The organism is Paenibacillus algorifonticola (genome assembly GCF_000971975.1).
In the GTDB taxonomy this organism is placed as follows: Bacteria; Bacillota; Bacilli; order Paenibacillales; family Paenibacillaceae; genus Pristimantibacillus; species Pristimantibacillus algorifonticola.
The window spans coordinates 74,710-98,102 of the sequence record NZ_LAQO01000025.1; the positions used below are offsets into that span (position 1 = coordinate 74,710).

At 53.9% G+C, this 23,393-nt stretch carries 18 protein-coding genes; 3 read left to right on the forward strand and 15 right to left on the reverse strand.

The annotated features are described in order from the left end of the window. Positions 1-354: 354 nt before the first annotated feature. Together ylbJ and WH37_RS24815 are read left to right on the forward strand one after the other, a co-directional pair. Entirely contained in the window at positions 355-1,497 is a 1,143-nt protein-coding gene (gene ylbJ / locus WH37_RS24810; protein WP_046233326.1) for a sporulation integral membrane protein YlbJ, read from the forward strand. Positions 1,498-1,604: 107 nt separating this feature from the next. Beyond that, complete coding sequence (locus tag WH37_RS24815; protein WP_046233327.1) at positions 1,605-2,402, forward strand: NAD kinase; 798 nt, start codon at positions 1,605-1,607, stop codon at positions 2,400-2,402. A 67-nt stretch (positions 2,403-2,469) separates the two neighbouring features. Here the strand turns inward: WH37_RS24815 and WH37_RS24820 are convergent, their stop codons facing one another. The 10 genes from WH37_RS24820 to WH37_RS24865 form a co-directional block, all read right to left on the reverse strand. Further along, complete coding sequence (locus WH37_RS24820) at positions 2,470-2,859, reverse strand: helix-turn-helix domain-containing protein (protein ID WP_052737191.1); 390 nt, start codon at positions 2,857-2,859, stop codon at positions 2,470-2,472. A gap of 29 nt (positions 2,860-2,888) precedes the next feature. Beyond that, the gene (locus WH37_RS24825; RefSeq protein ID WP_046233386.1) at positions 2,889-4,172 is read right to left on the reverse strand and encodes an LLM class flavin-dependent oxidoreductase; all 1,284 of its coding nucleotides are present in this window, start codon (positions 4,170-4,172) and stop codon (positions 2,889-2,891) included. A 14-nt stretch (positions 4,173-4,186) separates the two neighbouring features. Further along, the gene (locus WH37_RS24830) at positions 4,187-5,299 is read right to left on the reverse strand and encodes an LLM class flavin-dependent oxidoreductase (protein ID WP_046233328.1); all 1,113 of its coding nucleotides are present in this window, start codon (positions 5,297-5,299) and stop codon (positions 4,187-4,189) included. Then, positions 5,296-6,639: an LLM class flavin-dependent oxidoreductase gene (locus tag WH37_RS24835; RefSeq protein ID WP_046233329.1), complete on the reverse strand. Its 1,344-nt coding sequence runs from the start codon at positions 6,637-6,639 to the stop codon at positions 5,296-5,298. Before WH37_RS24835 ends, WH37_RS24830 begins: the two co-directional genes overlap by 4 nt. 43 nt (positions 6,640-6,682) lie before the next feature. Further along, on the reverse strand, positions 6,683-8,038 hold the full coding sequence (locus WH37_RS24840) for an LLM class flavin-dependent oxidoreductase (protein WP_046233330.1): 1,356 nt from the start codon (positions 8,036-8,038) through the stop codon (positions 6,683-6,685). Positions 8,039-8,063: 25 nt separating this feature from the next. After that, on the reverse strand, positions 8,064-9,416 hold the full coding sequence (locus tag WH37_RS24845; RefSeq protein ID WP_046233331.1) for an LLM class flavin-dependent oxidoreductase: 1,353 nt from the start codon (positions 9,414-9,416) through the stop codon (positions 8,064-8,066). A gap of 228 nt (positions 9,417-9,644) precedes the next feature. Beyond that, complete coding sequence (locus WH37_RS24850; RefSeq protein ID WP_046233332.1) at positions 9,645-10,226, reverse strand: nitroreductase family protein; 582 nt, start codon at positions 10,224-10,226, stop codon at positions 9,645-9,647. A gap of 23 nt (positions 10,227-10,249) precedes the next feature. Then, complete coding sequence (locus tag WH37_RS24855) at positions 10,250-11,260, reverse strand: FecCD family ABC transporter permease (protein WP_046233333.1); 1,011 nt, start codon at positions 11,258-11,260, stop codon at positions 10,250-10,252. Then, complete coding sequence (locus WH37_RS24860) at positions 11,260-12,246, reverse strand: FecCD family ABC transporter permease (protein WP_046233334.1); 987 nt, start codon at positions 12,244-12,246, stop codon at positions 11,260-11,262. Before WH37_RS24860 ends, WH37_RS24855 begins: the two co-directional genes overlap by 1 nt. A 103-nt stretch (positions 12,247-12,349) precedes the next feature. Then, positions 12,350-13,378, reverse strand: coding sequence for an ABC transporter substrate-binding protein (locus tag WH37_RS24865; protein ID WP_052737192.1), 1,029 nt, complete (start codon positions 13,376-13,378; stop codon positions 12,350-12,352). Positions 13,379-13,849: 471 nt separating this feature from the next. Between WH37_RS24865 and WH37_RS24870 the strand changes: the two genes are divergently transcribed. After that, positions 13,850-15,442, forward strand: coding sequence for a helix-turn-helix domain-containing protein (locus WH37_RS24870; protein ID WP_046233335.1), 1,593 nt, complete (start codon positions 13,850-13,852; stop codon positions 15,440-15,442). Between the two features lie 67 nt (positions 15,443-15,509). On the opposite strand, the gene WH37_RS24875 is transcribed toward WH37_RS24870, so the two are convergent. From WH37_RS24875 to sbnA, 5 genes are read right to left on the reverse strand one after another with little or no spacing between them, the layout of a single operon-like run. After that, entirely contained in the window at positions 15,510-16,853 is a 1,344-nt protein-coding gene (locus tag WH37_RS24875; RefSeq protein ID WP_063838041.1) for an MFS transporter, read from the reverse strand. Further along, positions 16,850-18,184: an LLM class flavin-dependent oxidoreductase gene (locus tag WH37_RS24880; RefSeq protein ID WP_046233389.1), complete on the reverse strand. Its 1,335-nt coding sequence runs from the start codon at positions 18,182-18,184 to the stop codon at positions 16,850-16,852. The genes WH37_RS24875 and WH37_RS24880 overlap by 4 nt, the downstream gene beginning before the upstream one ends. A 19-nt stretch (positions 18,185-18,203) precedes the next feature. Then, on the reverse strand, positions 18,204-21,356 hold the full coding sequence (locus tag WH37_RS34960; protein ID WP_143088619.1) for an IucA/IucC family protein: 3,153 nt from the start codon (positions 21,354-21,356) through the stop codon (positions 18,204-18,206). A gap of 4 nt (positions 21,357-21,360) precedes the next feature. Continuing rightward, a complete protein-coding gene (gene sbnB, locus WH37_RS24890) occupies positions 21,361-22,398 on the reverse strand; it encodes a 2,3-diaminopropionate biosynthesis protein SbnB (protein ID WP_046233336.1) in 1,038 nt (345 codons plus the stop codon). After that, positions 22,395-23,390 (reverse strand): 2,3-diaminopropionate biosynthesis protein SbnA, encoded by a 996-nt coding sequence (sbnA, locus tag WH37_RS24895; RefSeq protein ID WP_046233337.1) that lies wholly within the window; start codon positions 23,388-23,390, stop codon positions 22,395-22,397. The genes sbnB and sbnA overlap by 4 nt, the downstream gene beginning before the upstream one ends. Between the last annotated feature and the right edge of the window lie 3 nt (positions 23,391-23,393).

The following is a 23,393-nucleotide window of genomic DNA, read 5'->3' on the forward strand; positions in this document are numbered from 1 at the left end:
ATTTAGTGGTAGCCTTCGTAGTCCTCTTCTCCTGGTGCTGTAAGCGATTCCCTAATTACATAGACGAAAGCACAGACGAGGATGCCAGCGATTATACTCATTCTCATCACTCCAAGCATTCAAAGGTAATTCCATTGTACCATAAAATAATCCCGCGTCTACCCTTTTTGCAAGCGTTTTCTTTCTGGGACTGAAAATATTTTTATAGGCTTTTCCTCCTTTGCAAGTGATGGATGTCCTAGTTTCTGCATAAAGATGATAAAAGGACTTCTGCCAGGTCTACGGGCTGCTTGCCTATTTTCCGGGACAAGTCCCTTTGACTGTGAAGCGCCATTTTGAGGGGAGGTCTTGACCATGCTGCGCACGCTCTCGCATCCCGCTGCCTTAACAGGATTAGCCGCTGTATTCCTTACCCTGTTAATGGCCGTATTTCCGAATGAAGCGCTGGAATCTGCCCTGCGGGGCTTATCCATATGGTGGCAGGTGCTATTTCCCGCCCTTTTTCCCTTCTTCGTCATTTCCGAGCTGCTGCTTGGCTTTGGCATCGTCCATTTTTTCGGCAAGCTGCTGGACCCGCTCATGCGCCCACTGTTCAAGCTTCCGGGTATTGGCAGCTTCGTTGTGGCGATGGGCTATATATCCGGCTACCCGGTTGGGGCAAGGCTGACAGCAAAGCTCTATGAGCAGCGGCTCATCAACCGTACAGAGGGAGAACGGCTTGTCGCCTTTACGACGACGTCTGATCCCATTTTCCTAATTGGCGCTGTATCCGTCGGCTTCTTCCACAATGTCGCTCTGGCGCCTGTGCTCGCCGCCGCCCATTATGGCGGCGCGCTCATCATCGGCCTGCTCATGCGCTTCCACGACCCGCATGCGCCGATTACCGAATCTCGGCGCAGCGGCAGCCTGTGGGGGCGCGGCACAAGGCCCGGCTTGGCACACCATCAGCCGCTGCTTACGACGTCAACGCAGCACTCGCAGCACTCGCGCTCGCTACGCCGCTCGCGCCTTGCGGACGCGCTGAAGGCGATGCACGAGGCACGCCTGCTCGACGGACGCGGCCTCGGCCAGCTGCTTCAGGAAGCGATTCAATCAGCGCTGCGGCTTATGATCGTCGTCGGCGGCCTCGTTGTTTTTTTCTCCGTCATTATGGAGATGCTGACGTCAGCTGGCCTGATTACCGTGCTTGCTGCCATGCTGCGGCAGCTGTTCGAGCTGCTTGGACTTCCGCCAGCGCTCGCAGATGCCGCCATTTTCGGCCTGTTCGAAGTAACGCTCGGCGCCCGCGCCGCCGGTGAAGCTGGCACAGGCCTGCTGCATCAAACGGCAATCGCAGCGTGGGTGCTGTCATGGGGAGGCTTGTCCGTCCACGCACAGGTGGCCAGCCTTGTCAGCAAAACCGATATGCGCTACAAGCCGCTTATGCTCGCAAGGCTGCTGCACAGTTTTATCGCATTTGGTCTCGTTTATGCGCTATGGGGATGGCTCGGGCCCTAATACCCAGATTTATCGGATGAAATACGCTTCGCGCATTGAATTTACGGCTGTATTCCGATATCATTTAAGGGAACGTAACCAGAAGATTTGAAAAGGGGCTGCATTCCTTGAAATATGCCGTTATCGACAGAGGCGATTCCATATCCCAGTCACTGGCGGAACAGTTCCATACGCTGGCTGCGGAGCGCGGCTTCATTCGAAATGACGACGCGCCTGAAATTGTCGTATCCATCGGTGGAGACGGCACGCTGCTGCAGGCTTTTCACAAATATGTTGATCGCATTATGGATGTCGCCTTTGTAGGGGTACATACCGGACATTTGGGCTTTTATGCCGATTGGCAAAAAAATGAGCTGCCCGAGCTCGTCGCTCTAATGGCGGAGAAGGAGCTTAGCATCGTCCGCTATCCACTCGCTGAAATTGAGGTCGAGACGACCGAGGGAAAATTTCATTATATGGCGCTGAACGAGTTCACGCTTAAAGGGGTAGACGGCACGCTAGTTGCTCAAATCAATGTCAATGATGAGCCTTTCGAAATGTTCCGTGGCGATGGTATCGTCATTTCGACGCCTTCAGGCAGTACCGCCTATAATAAAAGCGTTGGGGGCGCTATCGTCCATCCGTCCATTTCATCGATACAAATTGCCGAAATTGCTTCCATTAACAATCGCGTCTTCCGGACGCTGGGCTCTTCGCTGCTGCTGCCGCAGCATCATCACTGCGACATTATCTCGAAGAAAAACCAGCGAATGCTGCTGACCATCGACCAGCTCAGCATTTTGCGCAGCGACATTTTATCGATACGCTGCAATGTGTCGAGCCGCAAGGTCAGCTTCGCCCGCTATCGCCCCTTCCCGTTCTGGAACCGCGTCCGTGACGCATTCGTGGATATGCACGAAGTATAAAGCAGAGCAAGCGCCGAGCAAAGAAGCTGCTCCTCAGGCGATTAGCCTGCAGGGCAGCTTCTTGTTTTTATTTAAATAGCTCCTCGTTCATCACGCTGCCTTCTTCCTTGCTCACATCCTTCTGCTTGCCATAACGGGAAGGCGGAATGCCCACCATGCGGTGGAAGATGCGGCTAAAATAAAATTCATCGCCATAGCCGACTGCGGCCGATACTTCCTTAACCGGACCTGCATTATGGTAAAGCAGGCGCTTAGCCCGCTCAATGCGCAATCTCGTTAAATATTTAATTGGCGGCTCCTTCATCGTTTGTTTAAACAGCCGGGAGTATGAGCTTGTTGTCAGTCCCGCCATTGAGGATAACGTAACCATATCGATTTTGTCATGAAAATGAGTTTGCATGTAGTGTATCGTCTTCTCAATCAGTCTCTTCGATCCATTCAACGATGTTTCTCCCATAGCGCTCACTCCTCTGGCTAATTAAAACCTTAGACCTTGCAGTGCTGAGCCGGCGCCTTAAGCCCCAAACGCTCACGTAATGATGCTCCTTCATAGGCTGTTCGAAACAGCCCTCTATTTTGCAGCTCAGGAATGACCTTTTCCACAAAAGCTTCCAGTCCGCTTGGAAAAATTTGCGGCATCACATTAAATCCATCCGCCGCTCCGCTGTGAAACCATTTTTCCATTTCATCTGCAAGCTGCACCGCCGTTCCCGTAAAAGCATAGTGGCCGCGCCCATTCGCAAAGCGGTGAACAAACTGGCGAATCGTCATCTGCTCCTCTTCGATAAGCTCAAGCAGCAGCGATTGGCGGCTTTTCAGCGAATTAATTTCGCCAAGCGATTTTGCCAAATGCAGCGGCACCGGGCCATCGAGCGGGTACGAGGACAAATCTGCGGCGAAGCGCCGCGATAATCGCCTCAGCGCATCCTCCATATGAACGAGCTGATTCAGCTCTTCTTCCAGCTCACGAGCTTCCCCAAGCGTATCCGCTACGATCGGGCATAGCCCCGGCATGATCAACAGCTCGCCAGCCTTTCTTCCGTAAGCCGGAAGACGCCCTTTGACGTCTGTATAAAAAGCACGAGCCGCTTCAAAGGTTTGCTGGGCTGTAAAAATAACGTCGGCCATTTCCGCGCCCATCGCTTTTCCGCTTTCCGAGGAGCCCGCTTGGACGAGCACCGGATAGCCCTGCGGCAGGCGAGGAGCATCAAGCGGCCCTTTCACCTCATAATGACGAGTAGAACCAACACCGTTAGTGGAGCCAGCGTCATTAACAGCGACTCCTTCCACACAGCTGTCCCACAGCTGCTTCGCAACCTCAACAAATTCCTTCGCTAGCTGGTAGCGCTGTGCATGCTCGGGATGGGCTGCTCGGCCAAAATTAAAAGCCGTCTCATCCGCGCTTCCCGTCACAATATTCCAGCCTGCCCGGCCACCGCTAATATGATCTAGCGTCGCTGCCTGCCGGGCGAGATGATACGGCTCATAATAGGTTGTACCAACCGTCGCGATCAGCCCGATATGGCTAGTTGCAGCGGACAGCGCCCCGAGCAGCGTCGTCGCTTCAAGCTTATTGATTTTACCGAAGTAGGCATCGCTTACAAAAATAGAATCCATCAGCCCACGCTCAGCCACTTGCGCCAAATGGCGGTAATAGCTAATATCCAGCGTCTGCCGCGGCTGCATATCGGGATGCCGCCAGGCCGCTTCATGATGGCCGGTACCATGTATAAATACGTTTAAGCGAATTTGGCGATTGTCCTCATTCAGCTGCAATCTCCCCTTTATCGTATGACGTGAAATTGGTTGATCGGCCGCGAAAGTCCCAATTGCTCACGCAGCGATGTACTGCTGCTTCCTGTCTGGCGGAACATCCCTCTCCTCTGCAGCTCAGGAATAACCTGCTCTGCAAAATATCCAAAGCTGTCTAGCGCCGCCTGCAGCGGCGGCTGAATATGAAAGCCGTCAACCGCACCCGAATGATGCCATAGCTGGATCCAATCAGCTATTTCTTCGGCGGTTCCTGCACAGCAAAGTCGCCCTCGGGCTGTTTTTCCTCCTCCTCCGACCGTGCCCAACCGAAGGTCCACTTCGGAGATGCTGCCAGCTGTCACTGCGATTGGAGTCAGGCTTGCTAAAATTCGGCCTTGCTCCGGCTGCCTTCCCTGCTGGCGCAGCAGCTCTCGCAGCTCCAAGCTTAGCTCAATCGCCTCTTCCAGCGAGTTCGGCTCAATAATCATTACATCCGCCACGCGAGCAGCAGCCAGCTTGTCGTCCTGCGTCCTAATTGGGACTACGATTGGCGGATGGCCCTGCGGCGGCCTAGCAATATTCAGCGGCCCCCGCGTGCTGTAATAGCGTCCTGTATAATTCACCTCGCGCACCTTGGCCTCATCAAACTGCATGCCTGCCTGCTTATCATAAATGAGCGCATCGTCATCCCAGCTGTCCCACAGCTGCTGCATCGCCTCAGCGAATTCCACAGCGGCGGAAGCTTCATAGCCGTGCGGTCGCAATTGCTCCTTGCTCACTCGGCCGAAATTCGCAGCCGCTGCCTCCTGCCCCGGAAGCGTAAGACAGCCAGCTCTGCCGCTGCTCATATAATCCAGCGCTGCCAGCTTGCGCGCTGCATGAAAAGGCTCATAAAACGCGGAGTGGACTTCCGCGATCAGCCCAATCGTGCTCGTAGAAGCCGACAAGGCTGCCAGCAAAGTGAAGGGCTCCAGCACAGGCGAAGATGGTGCGGGCTTCTCCAAACGGCTGCTTTCCGGCGCAATCAAGGCGTGCAGCAGTGCCCGCTCAGCCATCTCCGCCAGCTGCACACATTGCTGGTAATTGAGGCCATCGACGGCTGCACTCATATAAAGCTGTCTATTACTGCTCTTGCCGCCCATCATGTATGAGCCTCCAGCTTGCGCTTGCCCGCCGGGCGGCTGAAGCCGTAATGCTCCCTTAATGTATTTCCCGTATATTCGGTTCGGAACAAGCCTCTGTTTTGCAGCTCGGGTATAACCTTATCCACAAAATCGCTCAGCCCATCCGGCATATGCGAAGGCATCAAATTAAAGCCGTCCGCCGCCCTGCCGAGAAACCAACGCTCCAGCTCGTCCGCGATTTGCAGCGGCGTACCCGTAAGCGATGCATGTCCTCTCGAGCCCGCTGTGCGCATAATCAACTGCCTGAGCGTCAGCTTTTCCTTGCGGGCCATGCCTTCAACGAGCTCAAAACGCCCTCGGTTGCCGTTAATTTCCTCCTGACGCGGCAGCAGATGAAGCGGTACTGGCTCATCGAGCGGACAATCCGTCAAATCGACCTTGAACAGTGTCGACAGCCGTTTCAGCCCGTACGCAACAATCGTCAATTCATCCAGCTCGCGCTGCTTGTCCTGCGCCTCAGCTAGCGTATCGCCGATAATCGGGAAGAAACCTGGCAAAATGCATAGCTCGTCCGGGCTCCGCCCAAACGGCTTCATACGCGATTTTATGTCTGCGTAGAAAGCTTGTCCGCTCTCGAAGGTAGGCTGCGCAGTGAATACCGCTTCCGCCACCATCGCAGCGAACGATTTGCCATCCTCGGATGACCCCGCCTGTACGAGCAGCGGGTGTCCCTGAGGGGAGCGCGGCATATTAAGCGGGCCGCGGACCGCGAAATGTTCGCCCTTATGATCCAGCGGATGGATTTTCGCCATATCCGCGTATAAGCCGCTTTCCTTATCGGCAACGAGCGCATCATCCTCCCAGCTGTCCCACAGCGCCTTCACCACCTCTACGAACTCGCTTGCCTTGCGGTAGCGCTCGTCATGTGGCGGCAAAGCCGCATCCGTAAAGTTATAAGCTGCGCTTTCGCTTGCCGTCGTCACAATGTTCCAGCCAGCCCGTCCTGCGCTTATCCAGTCCAGCGACGCAAATTTGCGTGCTATATGAAAGGGGTCATTAAAGGTGGTTGAGGCTGTACCAATCAGTCCAATCTTATCGGTGACAGCGGCGATGGCTGACAGCAGAGTGAACGGCTCCAGCCCATGCAGCACTTTATGCTCAACAGTCGGAGGCAGCACCAATGTGTCCGCGAGAAACAACGAATCCAGCTTTCCCCGCTCAGCAATTCGTCCAAGCTCACGATAATAATTCAAATCGGTAATGCGGCGCGGATCCGTTGCCGGATGGCGCCATGACGCCTCGTGATGCCCGGTGTTCATCAGAAATAAATTGATATGCATGCTCCTCTTAGCTGAAATCATTGCTTCATTCCTTTCGACATAGCATGGTAGGGCATCATTGCCGTTATCTCTTGACTGCCAATTGTCCCGTCTGCCCATATATGCTGGCAGGGCGCTGTAAGCCGTAATGCTCCCTTAAAGTTGTTCCTGTATATTCACTGCGAAAAATACCGCGGTTTTGCAGCTCCGGCACTACCTTGTCCACGAACAGCTCAAGGCCCTCCGGCAAATACGGAGGCATGACATTAAAGCCGTCCGCTGCTCCGCCGCGCCACCATTTTTCCATCTCGTCGGCAATTTGCACCGGTGTGCCCACCATCGAATAATGGCCTCGCGAGGAGGCTGTTTTGACGATCAGCTGGCGCATCGTCAGCTTTTCCCGGCGGGCAAGCTCCACATACAGCTGGTAGCGTCCGCGGTGGCCATTTACTTCACTTTGCTGCGCCAGAAAATCAACGGGTACCGGTTCATCCAGCTCAAACCCGGTCATATCGGTGCTGAACAAATTGGACAGCCGCAACAGGCCATAATCAAATTGGATGTGGTCATGGAGCGCTGCCTCCCGGTCCCTTGCTTCAGCTTCCGTATCGCCGATAATCGGGCAGAACCCCGGCAATATTTTCAGCTCATCCGGCTGCCTTCCATATTTCTTCATCCGCGATTTCAAATCCGTATAAAAGAGGCAGCCGTCCGCAAAGCTGTTTTGCGCCGTAAAGACAACCTCTGCTGCATGCGCGGCGAATTCCTTGCCCGTCTCCGAAGCACCAGCCTGCACCCGTACGGGCTGCCCTTGCGGGGGCCTCGGCAAATTCAGTGCGCCCCGCACTGAGAAATAGCTGCCCTGATGCCGGATATCATGTATGCTGCCAGGGTCGGCGTAAATGCCGCTCGCCTTATCCTGTACAAGCGCATCATCCTCCCAGCTGTCCCACAGCTGCTGCACCACTTCCAAAAACTCGGCAGCTCGCTTATAGCGCTCCCCATGCTCCGGAAGCTTCTCATCAGCAAAGTTGTGGGCAGTGGCATCATTGGTTGATGTCACAATGTTCCAAGCGGCACGGCCACCGCTAATAAAATCAAGCGAAGCAAACTGCCGCGCCACATGATACGGATGGCTGTAAGTCGTCGAAGCCGTACCGATTAATCCAATCCGACTAGTCAGCATAGCAAGCGCAGAAAGCAGCGTAAACGGCTCCAAGCTTTGCAGCACCTTGTATCGGATAGTCGGGGGCAGCGCATACGAATCAGCCAAAAATAAGGAATCGAGCTTGCCACGCTCCGCCGTTTGCAGCAGCTTGACGTAATAGCTGGCATTTGTAACATCCTGCGGGCTGCTTCCCGGCAGCCGCCAAGCGGCCTCATGATGGCCATTGCCCATAAGAAACACATTCAGGTGAAGCTGCCTGTCGGTCGCCTTCATTCCTTCCTCCCCTTCCACTGCCCTTTTATTGGGCGGAAATAACCGACTGCCTGGACGAAGAGCGCTCTGGCCGCTCCAGCCCGTAATGCTCCCGCAGCGTCGTGCCTTCATAATCGGTGCGGAACAGACCGCGATTTTGCAGCTCGGGAATGACTTTATCGACAAATTCCTCTAGTCCGCTCGGGAAGTAAGGTGGCATCAAATTAAAGCCATCTGCTGCCCCCTGCACAATCCAGCGCTCCATCTCGTCGGCGATTTCAATCGGCGTGCCTGACATCGAATAATGTCCGCGCGACGTTGCTGTCCTCAAAATAAGCTGACGAATCGTCAGGTTTTCCCGCTGCGCTAGCTCCAGATACAGCTGATGCCGCGCTTTTTGCGAATTGATTTCATGATTTTCCGCCAGCTCTGCGAAAGGCAGCGGACCATCCAGCGGATAGCCCCGCAAATCCATCTTCAGCAAATTGGATAAACGGTACACCCCGTATTCCGGCTGGGTCAGCTCGTTCAGCTCGCGCTCCTTCTCCTTCGCCTCCGCTGATGTATCGCCAATGACAGGACAAAAGCCCGGCAAAATTTTAATTTGCGCTGGCGAGCGGCCATATTTCGCCATCCGGCCTTTCACATCCGCATAAAAGCTCCGTCCATCCTCAAGCGTATTTTGTGCAGTAAAAACAGCCTCCGCCATACGAGAGGCAAACTCTCTGCCGGTATCCGATGCTCCCGCTTGTACCAGCACGGGATGTCCTTGAGGCGATCGCGGCAAGTTCAGCGGACCCTTCACATGGAAATGGCGGCCGACATGGTTGATTTCATGCAGCTTTTCCGGGTCCACATAAAGTCCCTGCTCCTTATCGGCAACGATCGCGTCCTCCTCCCAGCTGTCCCATAGTCCCTTCGCCACCTCCATAAACTCGCCAGCCCGCTCATAGCGGTCGGTATGCTCCGGCAGCGGAGCCGCTCCAAAGTTGAAGGCCGTCGCATTGCCCGTCGAGGTTACAATATTAAATCCCGCCCGGCCCCGGCTAATATGATCCAGCGAATTGAATTTGCGGGCCACATGGAAGGGCTCATAATAAGTCGTCGAGGCCGTTCCGATCAATCCGATGCGGCTTGTCGCGATCGCCAGCGCCGAAAGCAGCGTGAACGGCTCCAGCGCCTGCTGCACCAAAAACTGCATCGTCGGCGGCAGGCCGTAGGAATCGGCGAGAAATAGCGAATCCAGCTTGCCTGCTTCGGCAATTTTCGCCAGCTTTATATAATAGTCGATATCCGTCACCCCATTCGGGTCGCTGCCCGGATGGCGCCATGACGCTTCGTGATGCCCTGTATTGCGCAGAAACAAGTTCAAATGCATTTTCTTTTTGCCATAACTCATCTTCTACCACTCCTCAAAAGGATATAGGGTCACCCTGGAACAGGATGGCGACTCTGCGTTCTGAAATTGATAACGATTTTCATTTACGATTTTATCGAAATACTTAAAGTTAATCCATGTACATTTTTGCCCTATTTTTCTATATTAAGATTATTAAAAAACTCTTAGAATCATTAGATTCCAAGAGTCTTCGGATTTAATACAAAATTAAGATAAATTTATTATTAATTATTTGTTAACAATTGTAAGAAGCTCGCGCGCTGGTGTGCGCGGGGCAGCATTTGGGATAATGCGTGGATAGCCAATATGGAGCACGGCGACAATTTTTTCTCCCGGCTGAACCCCTACTCCGGACGCATCGCGAAATTTGGGATTGTACATGTAAGGATTCGACTTCCACACCATGCCAATTCCTTGCTCCCATGCGGCAAGCTGGAGATTTTGAATGAGACAGCATACCGCCGAAAAATCCTCATCCCACTGCTTTTGACGAGGGTCCTCCTTGAGCACGACCAGCAAATGCAGCGGCGTATTCATATATTCCTTCATCCGATGCTCGCCGTATTTGGCCAGCTCCTCCGGCGTGTAGGTAGAGAGCATCGCATCCGCGAACGTTTTGCGCCCCTCCCCTTCATACACAATAAAACGCCAAGGCTCGCGCAAATTATGATTTGGAGCCCAGACGGCTACATCGAGCAGCTCCGTCAACGTCTCTATGGACACAGCATCTTCCTTGAAAACCCTCACCGTACGCCTTTCCTTTATGATTCGCGATACTGTATTTGGCAGAGCAGAATGGTCCGTATGCATCGTTTTCTCCTCCTAATGTCCTGTTATGGACGATTGCGATTGCGGTACAGCAAATAGATTAAATAGGGCGCTCCAATAGCTGTCGTTATAATGCCTGTAGGAATTTCAATAGGCGGCAGCAGCGCACGTCCCAGCAGGTCAGCAGACATCACGATCAAGCCGCCAACCAAAGCCGACACGCTCAGCAGCCTGCGGCTCGTCTGGCCAACCAATTGCCTCGCGATATGCGGTCCCATTAAGCCAATGAACCCAATCGTTCCGGCCATCGCGACAGAAGCGCCTGCCAAGCTTACGCTGATGAGCAATAAAAGGCCGCGTGAACGCTCGACTGAGCTGCCAAGGCCGATGGATAGCTCATCGCCAAGCTTCAAAATATCCAAAGTCCGTGACATAAGAAGCGCTGCCGGAAACAGAACGAGCAGCCACGGAAGCAGCGGCCAAAAGTGGTCCCAGGTTCTGCCATATGTACTTCCCATCAGCCAGATCATCGCCTGCTTAATATTTTGAACATGACGCGTCGTCATCCAAAAGGTAATATATGCGTGTGAGGCCGCGCCCACCCCTACGCCGACAAGCAGCAGCCGCATAGGCGCAGCGCCACGACGCCAAGCGAGAAAATATGTAAGCGCAGCCGCCCCAAGCGCCCCGCTAAATGCAATAAAAGGCAGCAGCGCAATCGGCACGGACGGCAGGGCGATAATGGCGGTAACCGCCATTAGGGCAGCTCCCCCGTTGATACCTATGACGCCTGGGGCAGCTAGCGGATTGCGGGTAATCCCTTGCAAAATCGCGCCCGAAAGCGCCAGCCCGCAGCCGACCAGAAATGCTACCAGCGACCTGGGAAAGCGCAGCTGATTGACGACAAACTCATATTCAGGCTCGCCGATTCCAAAAACCGTTTTCCACGCTTGTGACAGCGGAACCGGGTATTCACCGATCATAATGCTCATGGAAAGAACGATAAAATTAGCAGCAATAAGGACAACAATGACAGGCCAAAGACGGGCGGATGCGGATAAAGTAAAACGGGACATTATCGTTTCTCCCTCCTTTGCGCCAAATAAATGAGGAAGGGAGCGCCTGCCATGGCCGTCACTACACCTGCTGGAAGCTCCTGATAGGGAAAAATAAAGCGGGCAGCAATATCCGCCAGCAGCAGCAGCCCTGCTCCAAGCAGCGCAGAATAAGGAATGATCCAGCGATAATCCAGCCCGACCATAAATCTGACGATATGCGGTACCGCAAGGCCAATGAAGCCGATTGGACCGGCAATGGCCACAGAGCCTCCCATCAGGCACATGACGATGAACAGCGCTGCCGTTTTCATTAGGCCGATTTTCAGCCCCAGCCCCTGAGCGACTTCATCGCCGAGACTAAGCAAATTAATTTGCCGGCTGAGAACCAGAGCTCCCGCCATTCCGACCAGCATGTACGGCAGCACGCGTACGAACATTTCCATGCTGCCGCCGGTCAATGAACCGGCCATCCAGAAACGCATTTCATCCAGCGACTCCTCGCTGAAAATAAGAATGCCCTGCACCATGGAAGCAAGCAGCATATTGATAGTGGCGCCCGCCAAAATCAGCTTAATGGACGTAAGACCTCCCCTGCCCAGCGAACCGAGCATAAAAACAACGAGACAGGCAAGCCCCGCCCCAAGCAGTGCCGCCCACATATGGATAAGCGAAGACGTAAATCCAAATACAAACATGGATATGACGAGCAGCAGCGCCGCCCCATAGTTGCTTCCGAGCATCTCGGGGCCCGCCAGCGGATTGCGGCTAATGGCCTGCATAATGCTTCCCGCCATGCCGAGCGATGCCCCCACCATCATCGCCATTAGAGCGCGCGGCACCCGGACTGTGCGAATGATCAGATGCTCCCTTGAGCCGTCAAATGAGGTAAACGCATCGATGACCGTATGAAGCGGAACCATTGATTTTCCTACAGCAATGCTGGCTGCAAGGCCAAAGATGACAAATACAATACCGAGCACAATGCCCGTAAGCCGAATATTCAAATCCGTTCCTCCCTAAAAGCGTGGCGGCAGAGCGCCAGCTCTGCCTGAACAGGGACACTCTGCCTTCTCACCACGCTTCTAATACCCTAAACGCTAGCGCTGGTTACGCTTTGACTAGGAATTTAGTCAAATCGTCAATCATTAAATTGACTGCCTGTATGCCATGCCCGCTCAGCCAAACTTCCCAGCTCGCTACGTAGACGCGATCATTCTGCACACCTTTCAGCGTATTCCATAGCGGATTGCTTTTAATTTTTTGTTCAAAATATTCCTGCTCGCTCTCGCGTCCGAACAAAATAATGACATCGCCGTCCAGATCGGCAATTTGTTCCTCTGTCGCATTAAAGTTAAAATCATCATCCTTGCTTTGTACAGCCGGACGCTTAATGCCAGCACGTTCTACCACACCGCCAGTGAACGAAGGCTTCAAGTAAACGGATACGCGGTCCTTCCTTGGACGAAGCAGCGAAACTTCCGTCGTATTCAAGCTGTCGCCAAGCTTCGCATGCAGCTCTGCGATATGCGCATCAAATTGCTCAATCAGCTTCTTGCCCTCTGCTTCTTTGCCAACAATAGCTGCGTGCACAGCCAAGTTCGCCTCCCACTGTGCGCCGCCTACCTCTGTAAACACAGTTGGCGCAATTTGCGAAAGCTGCTCATAGATGGCCTCCTGCGTATCCTTAATGCCAATAATGACATCGGGCTTCAACGAGGCAATCGTCTCTAAGCTTGGCTGCTCTACCGTTCCGATATTCGTAATGCCTTCTGTTCCTGTCAAATAGGTCGCAAAACCGTCATCTACCGAAATAATCGATGGCGCGCCAACTGGCTTCACGCCAAGTGCAAGCATATTATCGAGTGCGCCATTATCCAATACGACAACCTTCTGCGGATTAGGCGGAACGACTGTTTCTCCCATCGCATGCTTGAACGTGCGGCCTTCTGTATCTCCTGCTGCATTTGCTTCAGCGGTTGGCTGTGCACTTTCTCCCGCAGCCGGACTAGAACTGTTCTGCCCTGACGGTGCACCACCAGATCCATTTGCCGCAGCTCCGCAGCCTGATACGACGAGCATCAGCAGCAGCACCAGTACCGCGCGCGCCTGCCAATTGATTTGTAACTTGAATAACATTGAAAAAACCTCCCTGTATGTATCTTTGGTCCATAACGACCTTTTTTATGAGAACTATTCTCAACGAGAATCATAAATCGTTTCGCTCTTTTTGTACATCGATCTTTTTGTCCGATTCCATATAAAATTTTATCATTTATCCAATTGCTGCCCATAGTTTGTTTTCACAATTGACTATGATAATGATTTTCATTTACAATAAACAAGATCGGTTTTTCCTTTTTTTAAATATAAGCATTTATAAGTTTCACACTTATTCTCGGCTTATATTTCACCCTCGAAACGGTAGCTTTGCCGTCAGAGGACGGCGACAGCCGTTTACGCTTGAAATATAGGAAAGTATATCATTTTCTCATCCTTTCTCTATATTTCTCGGACTGAAACGCGCCGCGCCGCCAAAGGACGACGACAGCCGTTTCACCTTGCAGCAACCGATGCCTCTTACCAGACTAATAGACTGGAGACGCCAAAATGAAACGTACAATGGTTTTTTTATCTTCCATTCATAAATACAGCAAGCCAGCTCACACTTCTATTCAGCGGACGGCGCCCGCTCCGATGCTCGTCTTTCTTACCCGAGGCTCCGGCCTCCTCGCTATTAACGGCTATGAGCGAAAGCTTGAAGCGCTTGGGCCGCTTCTGCTGCTTCCCGGCATGTCCATACGCTTCCAATCAGATCGCGGAGATTTTGAATATTATGTGCTGATTCTGGATGCGGTTGGTGTCGCCAAACAGCGTGAAAGCCGGAAGGTGCAGCTTCCCGAGCTGCCGGCCGAGCTGTTTGGCAGCGGCATCAAGCTTCGCAGCCAGCAGCAAACCTCCGAGCGCATCGTACGCCTATATGAGACAGCCTCACAAGTTGATAAGTTCGAAAGCAAGCCTGAAAGCGAGCTGATGATACAGCTGCAATTTCAGGAGCTTTACAGCACAGTCCTGCTAGAGCTGCTCGAGCTTAATCGCATTCCAACGTCTGAGAAGGGCATGCAGGAAAGCATCAGCTACCTTCATAAACATCTGCATGAAAAAATCAATCTGGAGCAGCTTGCCAGCATCGCCATGCTGACGCCAACTTCTTACTCGCGCAAATTTAAGAAGGTAATGGGCGTCACACCCTTTGAATATTTAGCGGATCTTCGTGTCAAGGAGGCGAAGGCACAGCTTTCGCTGAATGGGGCGTCTGTCAGAAGCGTCTCCGAGCGCGTCGGCTTTGGCAGTGAATTTTATTTCAGCCGGGTATTTAAAGCAGCGGTTGGCATTTCTCCCAATCTCTATATGAAGCGCCATCAATTAAAAATTGCGGTCGTCGCCTGCTCCAGCTTTGACGACAGCTTACGCTCGCTCGGCATTTTTCCGATTGCCAGCATGAACTGCTTCCGCTATCCCGGAATGGGAGAAGCCGAGCATCTGCGCAAAGTGACCAGTCATTTGCAGACGCTGATGCAGCTGAAACCCGACTTAATTCTTATCGACCGCTATCATCATGAATATGAGGAGCCGCTTAAACAAATTGCCTCCACCGCATGTCTGGAGCATCATGCCGACTGGCGTATCGTCTTGCATAAAATGGCGGAAATGATCGGCTGCGAGCGAACCGAGCAGACGATGCTCAGCGAGCTGGCGCAGCAAACCGACGACGCCCGCAAGCAGCTCGGCCGCTCCGTCGGCAGCGGGAGTCTGACGTTAATGCGGGTTACGCATAATGCCGTCCGCATCCAGGGAGCGCCGGATCATCCGCTCAACGAGCTGCTGTTCACCGAGCTTGGACTAACGGCAGGCAGCTCGTCTCCAGCCATTGACCACAAAATCGAAATGCAGCCGGAGCAGCTCAGCGGCCTGTCCATTCAATCGGATTATTTGTTCGTTCAAAAGCTGCATCATGGACCGAGCAGCGACCAAATTTTACAGCGGATGCAGAGCAGTCCCTTCTGGAAAAAGCATGAGGCTGTCCAGAGCGGCCGCGTACGCTTCATCCCGAATTGGTATGCGATGTGCTGGACGCCGATCGGCCGCAAAACGATTATGGACTCGCTGCTCCTCTATACGAATGGCCAGCATCATGCCTAGCTTTTCACTACTAGTTGAAAAGCCTGATTTCCAACAAAAAGAAGCCTATGCGGCCGCTTTAGCGCGGTTACATAGGCTTTTTGACTGCTTCGCCCGCAGGTCGGTGCGTAGAAGCGTTATTTTCAGCAATGGCCATCGTGTTAGAAAGGGTTTCGGGATTAGCTTTAGAGTCGCTTCTGGACTTGTTCCTGCCTCCAAGCATTTTGTAGCTCCAGCCTGCATTAAGCAGCATGAGAAAGGCAGACATGAGAAAAACACCCCTTATGCCTACATAGCCATATGCCGCACCGGACACGATGGGTCCAAGAACGGCCCCCAGGCTGACTGCGCTCGTATCAAAGCTGTATGCCCGCGTCTCCATCCCCTTCGGCACATACTGCTTAATGAGCGTTCGCACCGTCGGAATGAGCCCGCCAATGAACATGCCCAGCAAAAACCGCAGCAGCAGCAGCTGCCAATAATAAGCGACAAAATAATGCAGCAGTACGATTAGGCAAGCTCCGAGCATCGAGTAGCTCAAAATGCGGTGCGGGCCTGTACGGTCAGAGCGCCTGCCAAGCAGCGGTGCAAAAATCATATTGGACACGCCCGTTACCGAGCTGACCAGCCCTACATATAAAGCCAGCATGCCTGCCTCGCCATGCAGCTCCTTGACGAAAAGCGGAATAAACGGCAGTGATCCGGTCAGCGCGAACTGAATCATCATGCTGACCGCCAGCAGCGCGGGAATTTGCCGGACCCGGCATAACACGAGAAAGCCGCCGATCGTAGAAACATTTTGCTCGAAGCGCTGATCCGCCTTCACGAAATGATCCTTCACGACGATAGCGGTTAACAGCGCCGCCATAAACATCACCGTGCCCGTGATGAAAAAAACGCTGCGCAGCCCGAGCCATTCCGCCAGCAAGCCGCCAATAAGCGGCCCCATGACCGTCCCGGAAATATTGCCGGAATGCAGCGTGCCCATGGCAAAGCCCATTCGGCTGCTCGGCGTATTCGTCGATACGATGGCGGTTGCCGAAGGTGAAAATCCGGCAAAAGCGCCATTGAGCAGACGAAGCAGCAGAAGCTGCCACGGCGCCTCAGCGAAGCCCATCATCGCAATGACGACGGCCATGCCGAAGCCTGCGCGCAGCAGCATCATTTTTCTCCCATAGCGGTCGGCTATTCTTCCCCAGATGGGCTGGCAAATGAATAAGGTCACATAATGGGCAGCGAATATCGCTCCAGCCCAAAAGCCCGCCTCACTGCCCGAGCTCACGCCCAAATCCTCAAGGAAAAGCGGAAGAAAGGGGATGACCATCGTCGCGCTGCCCGTAACCAGAAAATTGCCCAGCCATAAAATAGTGAGGTTCAGCCGCCAGTTAACCGCTGCTTTGTCCGCTCCATCTGGCGCCCTTTTCCCCTTCACGCGTGGACGCCAGGCCGTGCCTCGGCGCTGCGCCCGTAATGCTCCCGCAGCGTGCTGCCGGTATAATCGGTGCGGAACAAGCCGCGATTTTGCAGCTCTGGAATGACCTTGTCCACAAAATCATCGAGCCCCGACGGCAGCGAAGGCGGCATTAAATTAAAGCCATCCGCTGCTCCTGCGACTGCCCAGCGCTCCATCGCATCTGCTATTTGTAACGGCGTGCCCGCCATGGAGAAATGGCCGCGTGAAGAAGCAGTACGCATCATGAGCTGGCGAATGCTGAGCTTTTCCTGCTGCGCCATTTCAATAAACATTTGATGCCGGCCCTTCTGTGAATTGATTTGCTCCGTTTGCGGCAAGTCGGCATAGGGCAGCGGCCCATCCAAAGGATAAGCGGACAGGTCTATGCCAAATAAATTAGACAGCCTGTATAATCCATAATCGATTTGCACCAGCTCATGCAGCTCCTGCTCCTTTTCCTTCGCCTCTGCTTCCGTATCGCCAATGATGGCGCAGAAGCCCGGCAAAACGCAAAGGCTATCCGTGCTGCGTCCATATTTCGCCATTCTCGATTTCAAATCGCTGTAAAAGTCGCGTCCGCCCTGCAGCGTATTTTGTGCTGTAAATACGGCCTCCGCCGCCATAGCGGCAAATTCCTTGCCTGTATCCGAGGCGCCGGCCTGCACAAGCAGCGGGTGCCCTTGGGGCATACGCGGCAAATTCAGCGGACCGCGAACCGCATAATGCTCCCCCTTATGATCGATCCGCTTAATTCGCTCGGGATTTGCATACACGCCGGACTGCTTATCGATGATGAGCGCACCGTCCTCCCAGCTGTCCCACAGCGATTTGACCACCTGCAAAAACTCCTCGGCCCGGCGGTAACGCATCGAATGCTCAGGAAGCTGCTCGTCGCGGAAGTTGAAAGCCGTCGTGTTGCCTGTGGACGTCACTATATTCCAGCCTGCCCGACCTCCACTGATGAGATCCAGCGAGGCGAATTTGCGGGCAATGTGAAACGGCTCATTATACGTCGTCGAGGCGGTGCCAATGAGCCCGATATGCTTCGTTGCCATCGCAAGCGCGGACAGCAGCGTAAACGGCTCGAGCCCTTGGAGCACCTTGTATTGAATCGTAGGCGGCAAGCCGTAGGAATCAGCGAGAAAAATCGAATCCAGCTTGCCCCGCTCAGCGGTCTGCGCCAGCTTTACATAATAATGCACATCGACCGCTCTCTCCGGCGTACTGTCGGGATGCCGCCATGAAGCCTCATGATGGCCGGTGCTCATCAGAAATAAATTCAGATGCAGCTGCTTTTTCGTCTGGGTCATCGTTCTCAGCTCCGTTTCTTTAATCAAGGTAAATGTGCTGCGGCTGCGCATGGCTTAAAAACTGATGATGGGATATCGCCCAGCCGTAAGCGCCTGCGTAAGGAAATAACACAATGTCCCCGACACGCACCCGCTCGATATAGCTGTCACGCGCCAGCACATCTTTAGGCGTACATAGCTCGCCAGCGATCGTTACCCGGCAGTCAGACAGCTGCGGACGTTCAAAGGAATAAGGCCAGCTATCCACCGCTATAATGCGGAACGGATGGCTGTGCTGCCAGGATGCCGGCAGCCTGAAATGGTGCGTGCCGCCGCGCAGCAGGGCGAAGCGGCTGCCATGATTATTTTTCACCTCGGCCACCTCAGCCGCGTAATAGCCGCAAGAAGCGACAATATAGCGGCCGCACTCAAATACGAGCTTGACGCCAGCTGCGCATAGCGGAGCAATCTGCTCCCGCAGCCCATCCGTGAACCGCTCCCACTCGAATTGGCGCAGCAAATCCGCATAATTGACGCCGATTCCACCGCCTACATTGATGTAAGCGATGTCCAGATGAAACTGCTGCGTCCACTCCGCAGCGCGGTGGCAATAGAAGGCGAGCAGCTCCAAATGCCGATCGACGCTCAAATTATTCGATAGCGAATGGAAATGAAAACCATCGATTTTGATATGGCTTAACGTGCGAGACAGCTCCAGCAGTTCGGGAATTTGCTGCTCATCATTTCCGAACTGCGATTGCCGACCAGCCATCACGAGCTTCGCATCCGGCAAAGGGATGCTCACATTTACGCGCAGCAGCACCGGCATGATTTCCCCGCGCCGAGCGGCAAGCTCGTTCAATCGCAGCAGCTCATGCCTGCTTTCCACATGAATATGGCGGACCTTTCGTTCCATAGCCTCCACCAGCGCTTCATCGGTTTTGACGGGACCTCCATAAATAACCGGAATGGCAGCATCCACCTCGCGCGCTTTGCGGATTTCGCCTGCGGAAGCCGTCTCAAACCCATGAACATAAGGAGCAAGCGCTCCTATAATAGGCGCCTCGGAGTTTGCCTTCAGTGCATAAAACAGCTGGCAGAAGTCCGGCAGGCTGGCGGTCAGGCGGCTAATATGCGAGCGAAGCTCAGCCAAATTGTACAAATAAGCGCAATAGGGCTGATTGGCATGCTCCTGCTTATCCGACATCACTCGCTTCAGCACGGAGGCAGCAATAGGCTCGTCCCTGCGCTCCCCCACCGCATAAAGCGGATTCGGCACCGTTACATAGGACGGATTTTCGCCGCGCTGGCTGAACCAGCTGGACAAATTCGCTTTGGCTGGCAGCTGGGGCGTTTGAAATAAATCGGTCATATACGGTTCAGCCTCATTCAGCCATGAAGAACGGCGAAGCGTATGATGAACGGTTTGCCACAACGCCAATTCCTCCACATCCAGCGAATAAGCGATGGCATGAATGAGATGGCCAAAATGGTTGACCAGCACATAATATTTAAATCGATCCCACGCCTGCTTATCTGCATACAGCGCCGGATGGCCCTGCGGCAGTGTAAAGGCAGGTTGGTCAGTGGAGCTGTGCCCACGAGCTGCGTAACTGGACTTCCTCCCGGAAGCTGGCTGTCCATGCCGCTCTTCACTAAGGCTAGTCCCTTCCAAATCCCGGACGTAAAAACGTGCCGGCCAGCCCCGCTCCAATGCAACAAGCGAGTTTTGCACATGTGCCTCCATGCTGACTCCATGCTCCGTGAATAGCCAAATCAACGGTACCAGTGATATTTCTACATATTGCTCCAGCCATTGCTGGGCAAAGGAAAGATCCGGCGCCGCCTGCCTGGCCTCCGCAGCAAGCTGGATGAAGGCGCCTATTGGCGCAGACTTCGGTTCCGCTCCCTCCTCAAGCAGCGCGGCGACTACAAGCGGGCTTGCCGCCTCTTCTGGTTCATTCCAAGGCGCCATATAAGCCGGGTTGCGGCGGAACACGACGCCGAAGCTCGCGGCCAGTTCCGCCGCTTCTGTTGTGCTTATAGCAGCCTCTAGTGATTCAGATGGCACATCCTCCAGCAAATTGATTGTCCGGTAGCCTTCTTCAAGGATAATATTGAACGTCTCTCCAAACGGGCTGCTCTGCTCTAGCTGAGCGAGAATTCGGCTTGCCTCAATCGTTCTGACCAGCTGCTCTGTCGGATTATTCCTCACAAAATGGGTAATTCGCACTTGCAGCGGCAGCTTGATCATATAAGGGCTTTGCACATCCCAAACGGTGCGCACAGAAGAGGTTGGCACCACTTCATTCCCCAGCGGGCCCAAATGCACAAGTCCGCCTTGCTCAATGAGCCGCTCGACCACAGGCAAGCGGAGCAAATACTTCGCCTGCCAAGGATGGACAGGCATAAGAACGTAGTGCTGCCGGGCAGCAGGCAGCAGCTTCAGCGCAGCAAGGCGCACCTTCTCAGGTGTGACCGGATCGGCTTTTTCACCCACTGCTTGATCTTCGATCCACTGCTGCTGTACGAGCTCCGGCTCAGCGGCAAAATAATGCAGCGTAAACGCAGCGCCAAGCTCTGGCGCGTAGCGGGCTTTATCGTCCGCTGAAAATCCCTGCGAGCTTTTCGGGGCAGGATGGAACGGATGGCCCTGCAGCATCGACTGCTCTGCCAGCCGAATTCGCCCGCTGCCATACGTCCTCGCAAGCTGGCTCCCGCCACTGCCTGACTGCTCTAAGAAATGGCTCATATTGCGTAGCGAGCTGGCAATTTGCGCCAGAAATGCTTCTTCTTTGCTTGCATCTCGGCTTCCGCTTGCAAGCGCGAGCTCGGCTACTACAATGGCTGCTAGCCCAGCTGCACCATCCAGCCTGCTAAACGGGGCATGACGAGCTCCTCTCCCTGTTCCCTCCACCAGCCACAGCGAGTCGCCGTATTTGTGATGGCCCATTGCCGATAGCCAGCGAATGGAGCCGACAATTGCAGCACGGGAATGGGGCAGCTCCAGCATAAATGCCCCAAGGCCCGCTTCACGAGCGATAGCTGCATGAAGCTCCGGCGGCAGCTGCTGCTCCTCGTGAAGAAGCGGACGAAAATGTCCCGCTTCTCGCATATACGCATTGAGCAGCCGCTCCACATGCTCTTGCTCCGCTATTGAAGGCGGAGCAACGATTGTTTTCCGCTCACTCATAACATCACCCTGCAGATGGCGCGGCTTGCTCAGCGCCAAACAATTCCAGCTCGCTGCCAATGCCCGCCTCTCTCGCCTTCCGATAAATTTCCGCAGCGCTGGCAATGTCTTCAATGGCCATACCCATCGGATTCAGCACGATGATTTCCTCATCGTTTTCACGCCCCGGCTTCCGGCCAGTGACCAGCTCGCCCAGCTCGCCATACAACTGCTCGCGCGAATAATTGCCCTCCGTGACGAGCTGATGAATAATTTTTTTCTCCCGGTTCGCCTGCTGCCAATCGTCAACGACGATTTTGTCCGCGCGGAGAAAAACATCCTTTTGCAAATCCATGATCGAAATATTGCTGACGAAAGCGCCTTTTTGCAGCCATTCGAATGGAATGTACGGCTGGTCGGCCACGGTGCAGGTGACAATAACTTCGCCGCTGCGCACAGCCGCTTCCGCGCTCTCCGCAACCGTAATGTGCACATGGTTGAAGCGCTTGCGAAGGCGTTCAGCGAAGCGCTCAGCCGCCGCTGCATTCAAATCATAAAGCTGCAGCGTCTTTATAGCAGGAAACTGCTCAAGCATCGCCTGCATCTGCATGCCGGCAATCGCGCCGCAGCCGATGCAGCTTAAAGCGGCAAAATGCTTTTTCGCCAAATAACGGGCGCCAATAACGGTAACGGCTGCGGTGCGCATGCCGCTAATCAAGCTCGCCTCCAATATCGCTACCGGATAATTGCTCTGTGGATCGTTTAGCACAATGACGCCGCTGGCCCGCTCAGCGCCAAGCCGTGACGGATTGTCATGCTTGCTACCGATCCATTTAATGCCGGATACTGGCTCGTTCCCGCCTAAATGCGCAGGCATTGCAATAATCCGGTCGGCAATATGGCCGCTCTGCTCATTGACGCGCAAATACGGCTTCAGCGGCTGTACAAAATCTCCCTCCGCATGCAGCGCAAGCGCATGACTGACCGCCTGCACATACAGCTCTGACGAATCGCCTCCCGCCCGGCGAATATCCTCGCGGTTCAAATACAGCATTTTATTCATACCAATGCTCCTCCTGTTTGTTCAAGCTTACTAACCCAATCGTCGTTATAAATCGTATCCATGTAACGGTCCCCACGATCGGGGAATACGGTAACAATCGTAGAAGAAGGAGAAATAGACGGCAGCAGCTTGCCTAACGCGGCAATAATCGACCCCGTGGAGCCCCCAGCAAAAATCCCCTCTTGTCCGAGCAGCTGCTGGCAGCCAGCTACCGACTCCAAATCGCGCACGTAGATGACCTCGTCGATTTCCTCCCTGCTGAGCAGCTCCGGCACGCGGCTTGCGCCAATGCCAGGAATTTCTCTCGTTCCCGGCTGGCCGCCGAAAATAACGGAGCCTGCCGCATCCACTGCGATTACTTTCATGTGAGGATTGGTCTCGCGCAGCCGCCGGGCAAAGCCCAAAATACTGCCTGTCGTGCTGACCGCACAAACCAAATAGTCAATTTTTTCATCGATTTGCTCCATAATTTCGCTCGCCGCAGTAGAATAATAGGCTTTCCAGTTCCACTCATTGGCATATTGATTGATCCAGTAGGAATCTTGAATTTGGCCCAGCAGCTCATTGACCCGGTGAATCCGCGTTTTGAGATAGCCGCCCTGTTCATCCTTGACGGTAACCATATCAATGTTGGCGCCTAAGCTTTTAATAATTTGCAAATTCGTTTTTGAAATTTTCGGATCGACAACACAGGTCAGCTTCAGCCCCTTGATCTTCGCAACCATCGCCAGCCCGATACCGAGATTGCCGGAGGTGCTTTCGATTAAATGCGTATTCGGCCCGATTAAGCCGCTCTCGAAGCCCTGCTCAATCATATACAGCGCGGATCGATCCTTCATGCTGCCGCCCGGATTCATCATCTCCAGCTTGGCGAACAGCCGGACGCTTGAGTCCGGAAAAATTCTTTTCAGCCGGACGAGCGGTGTTCCGCCCACACAATCTACTACGGAGGTCACTCCTGCCTCTTGCCTGCGCACCGTTTTCACATTCATCTT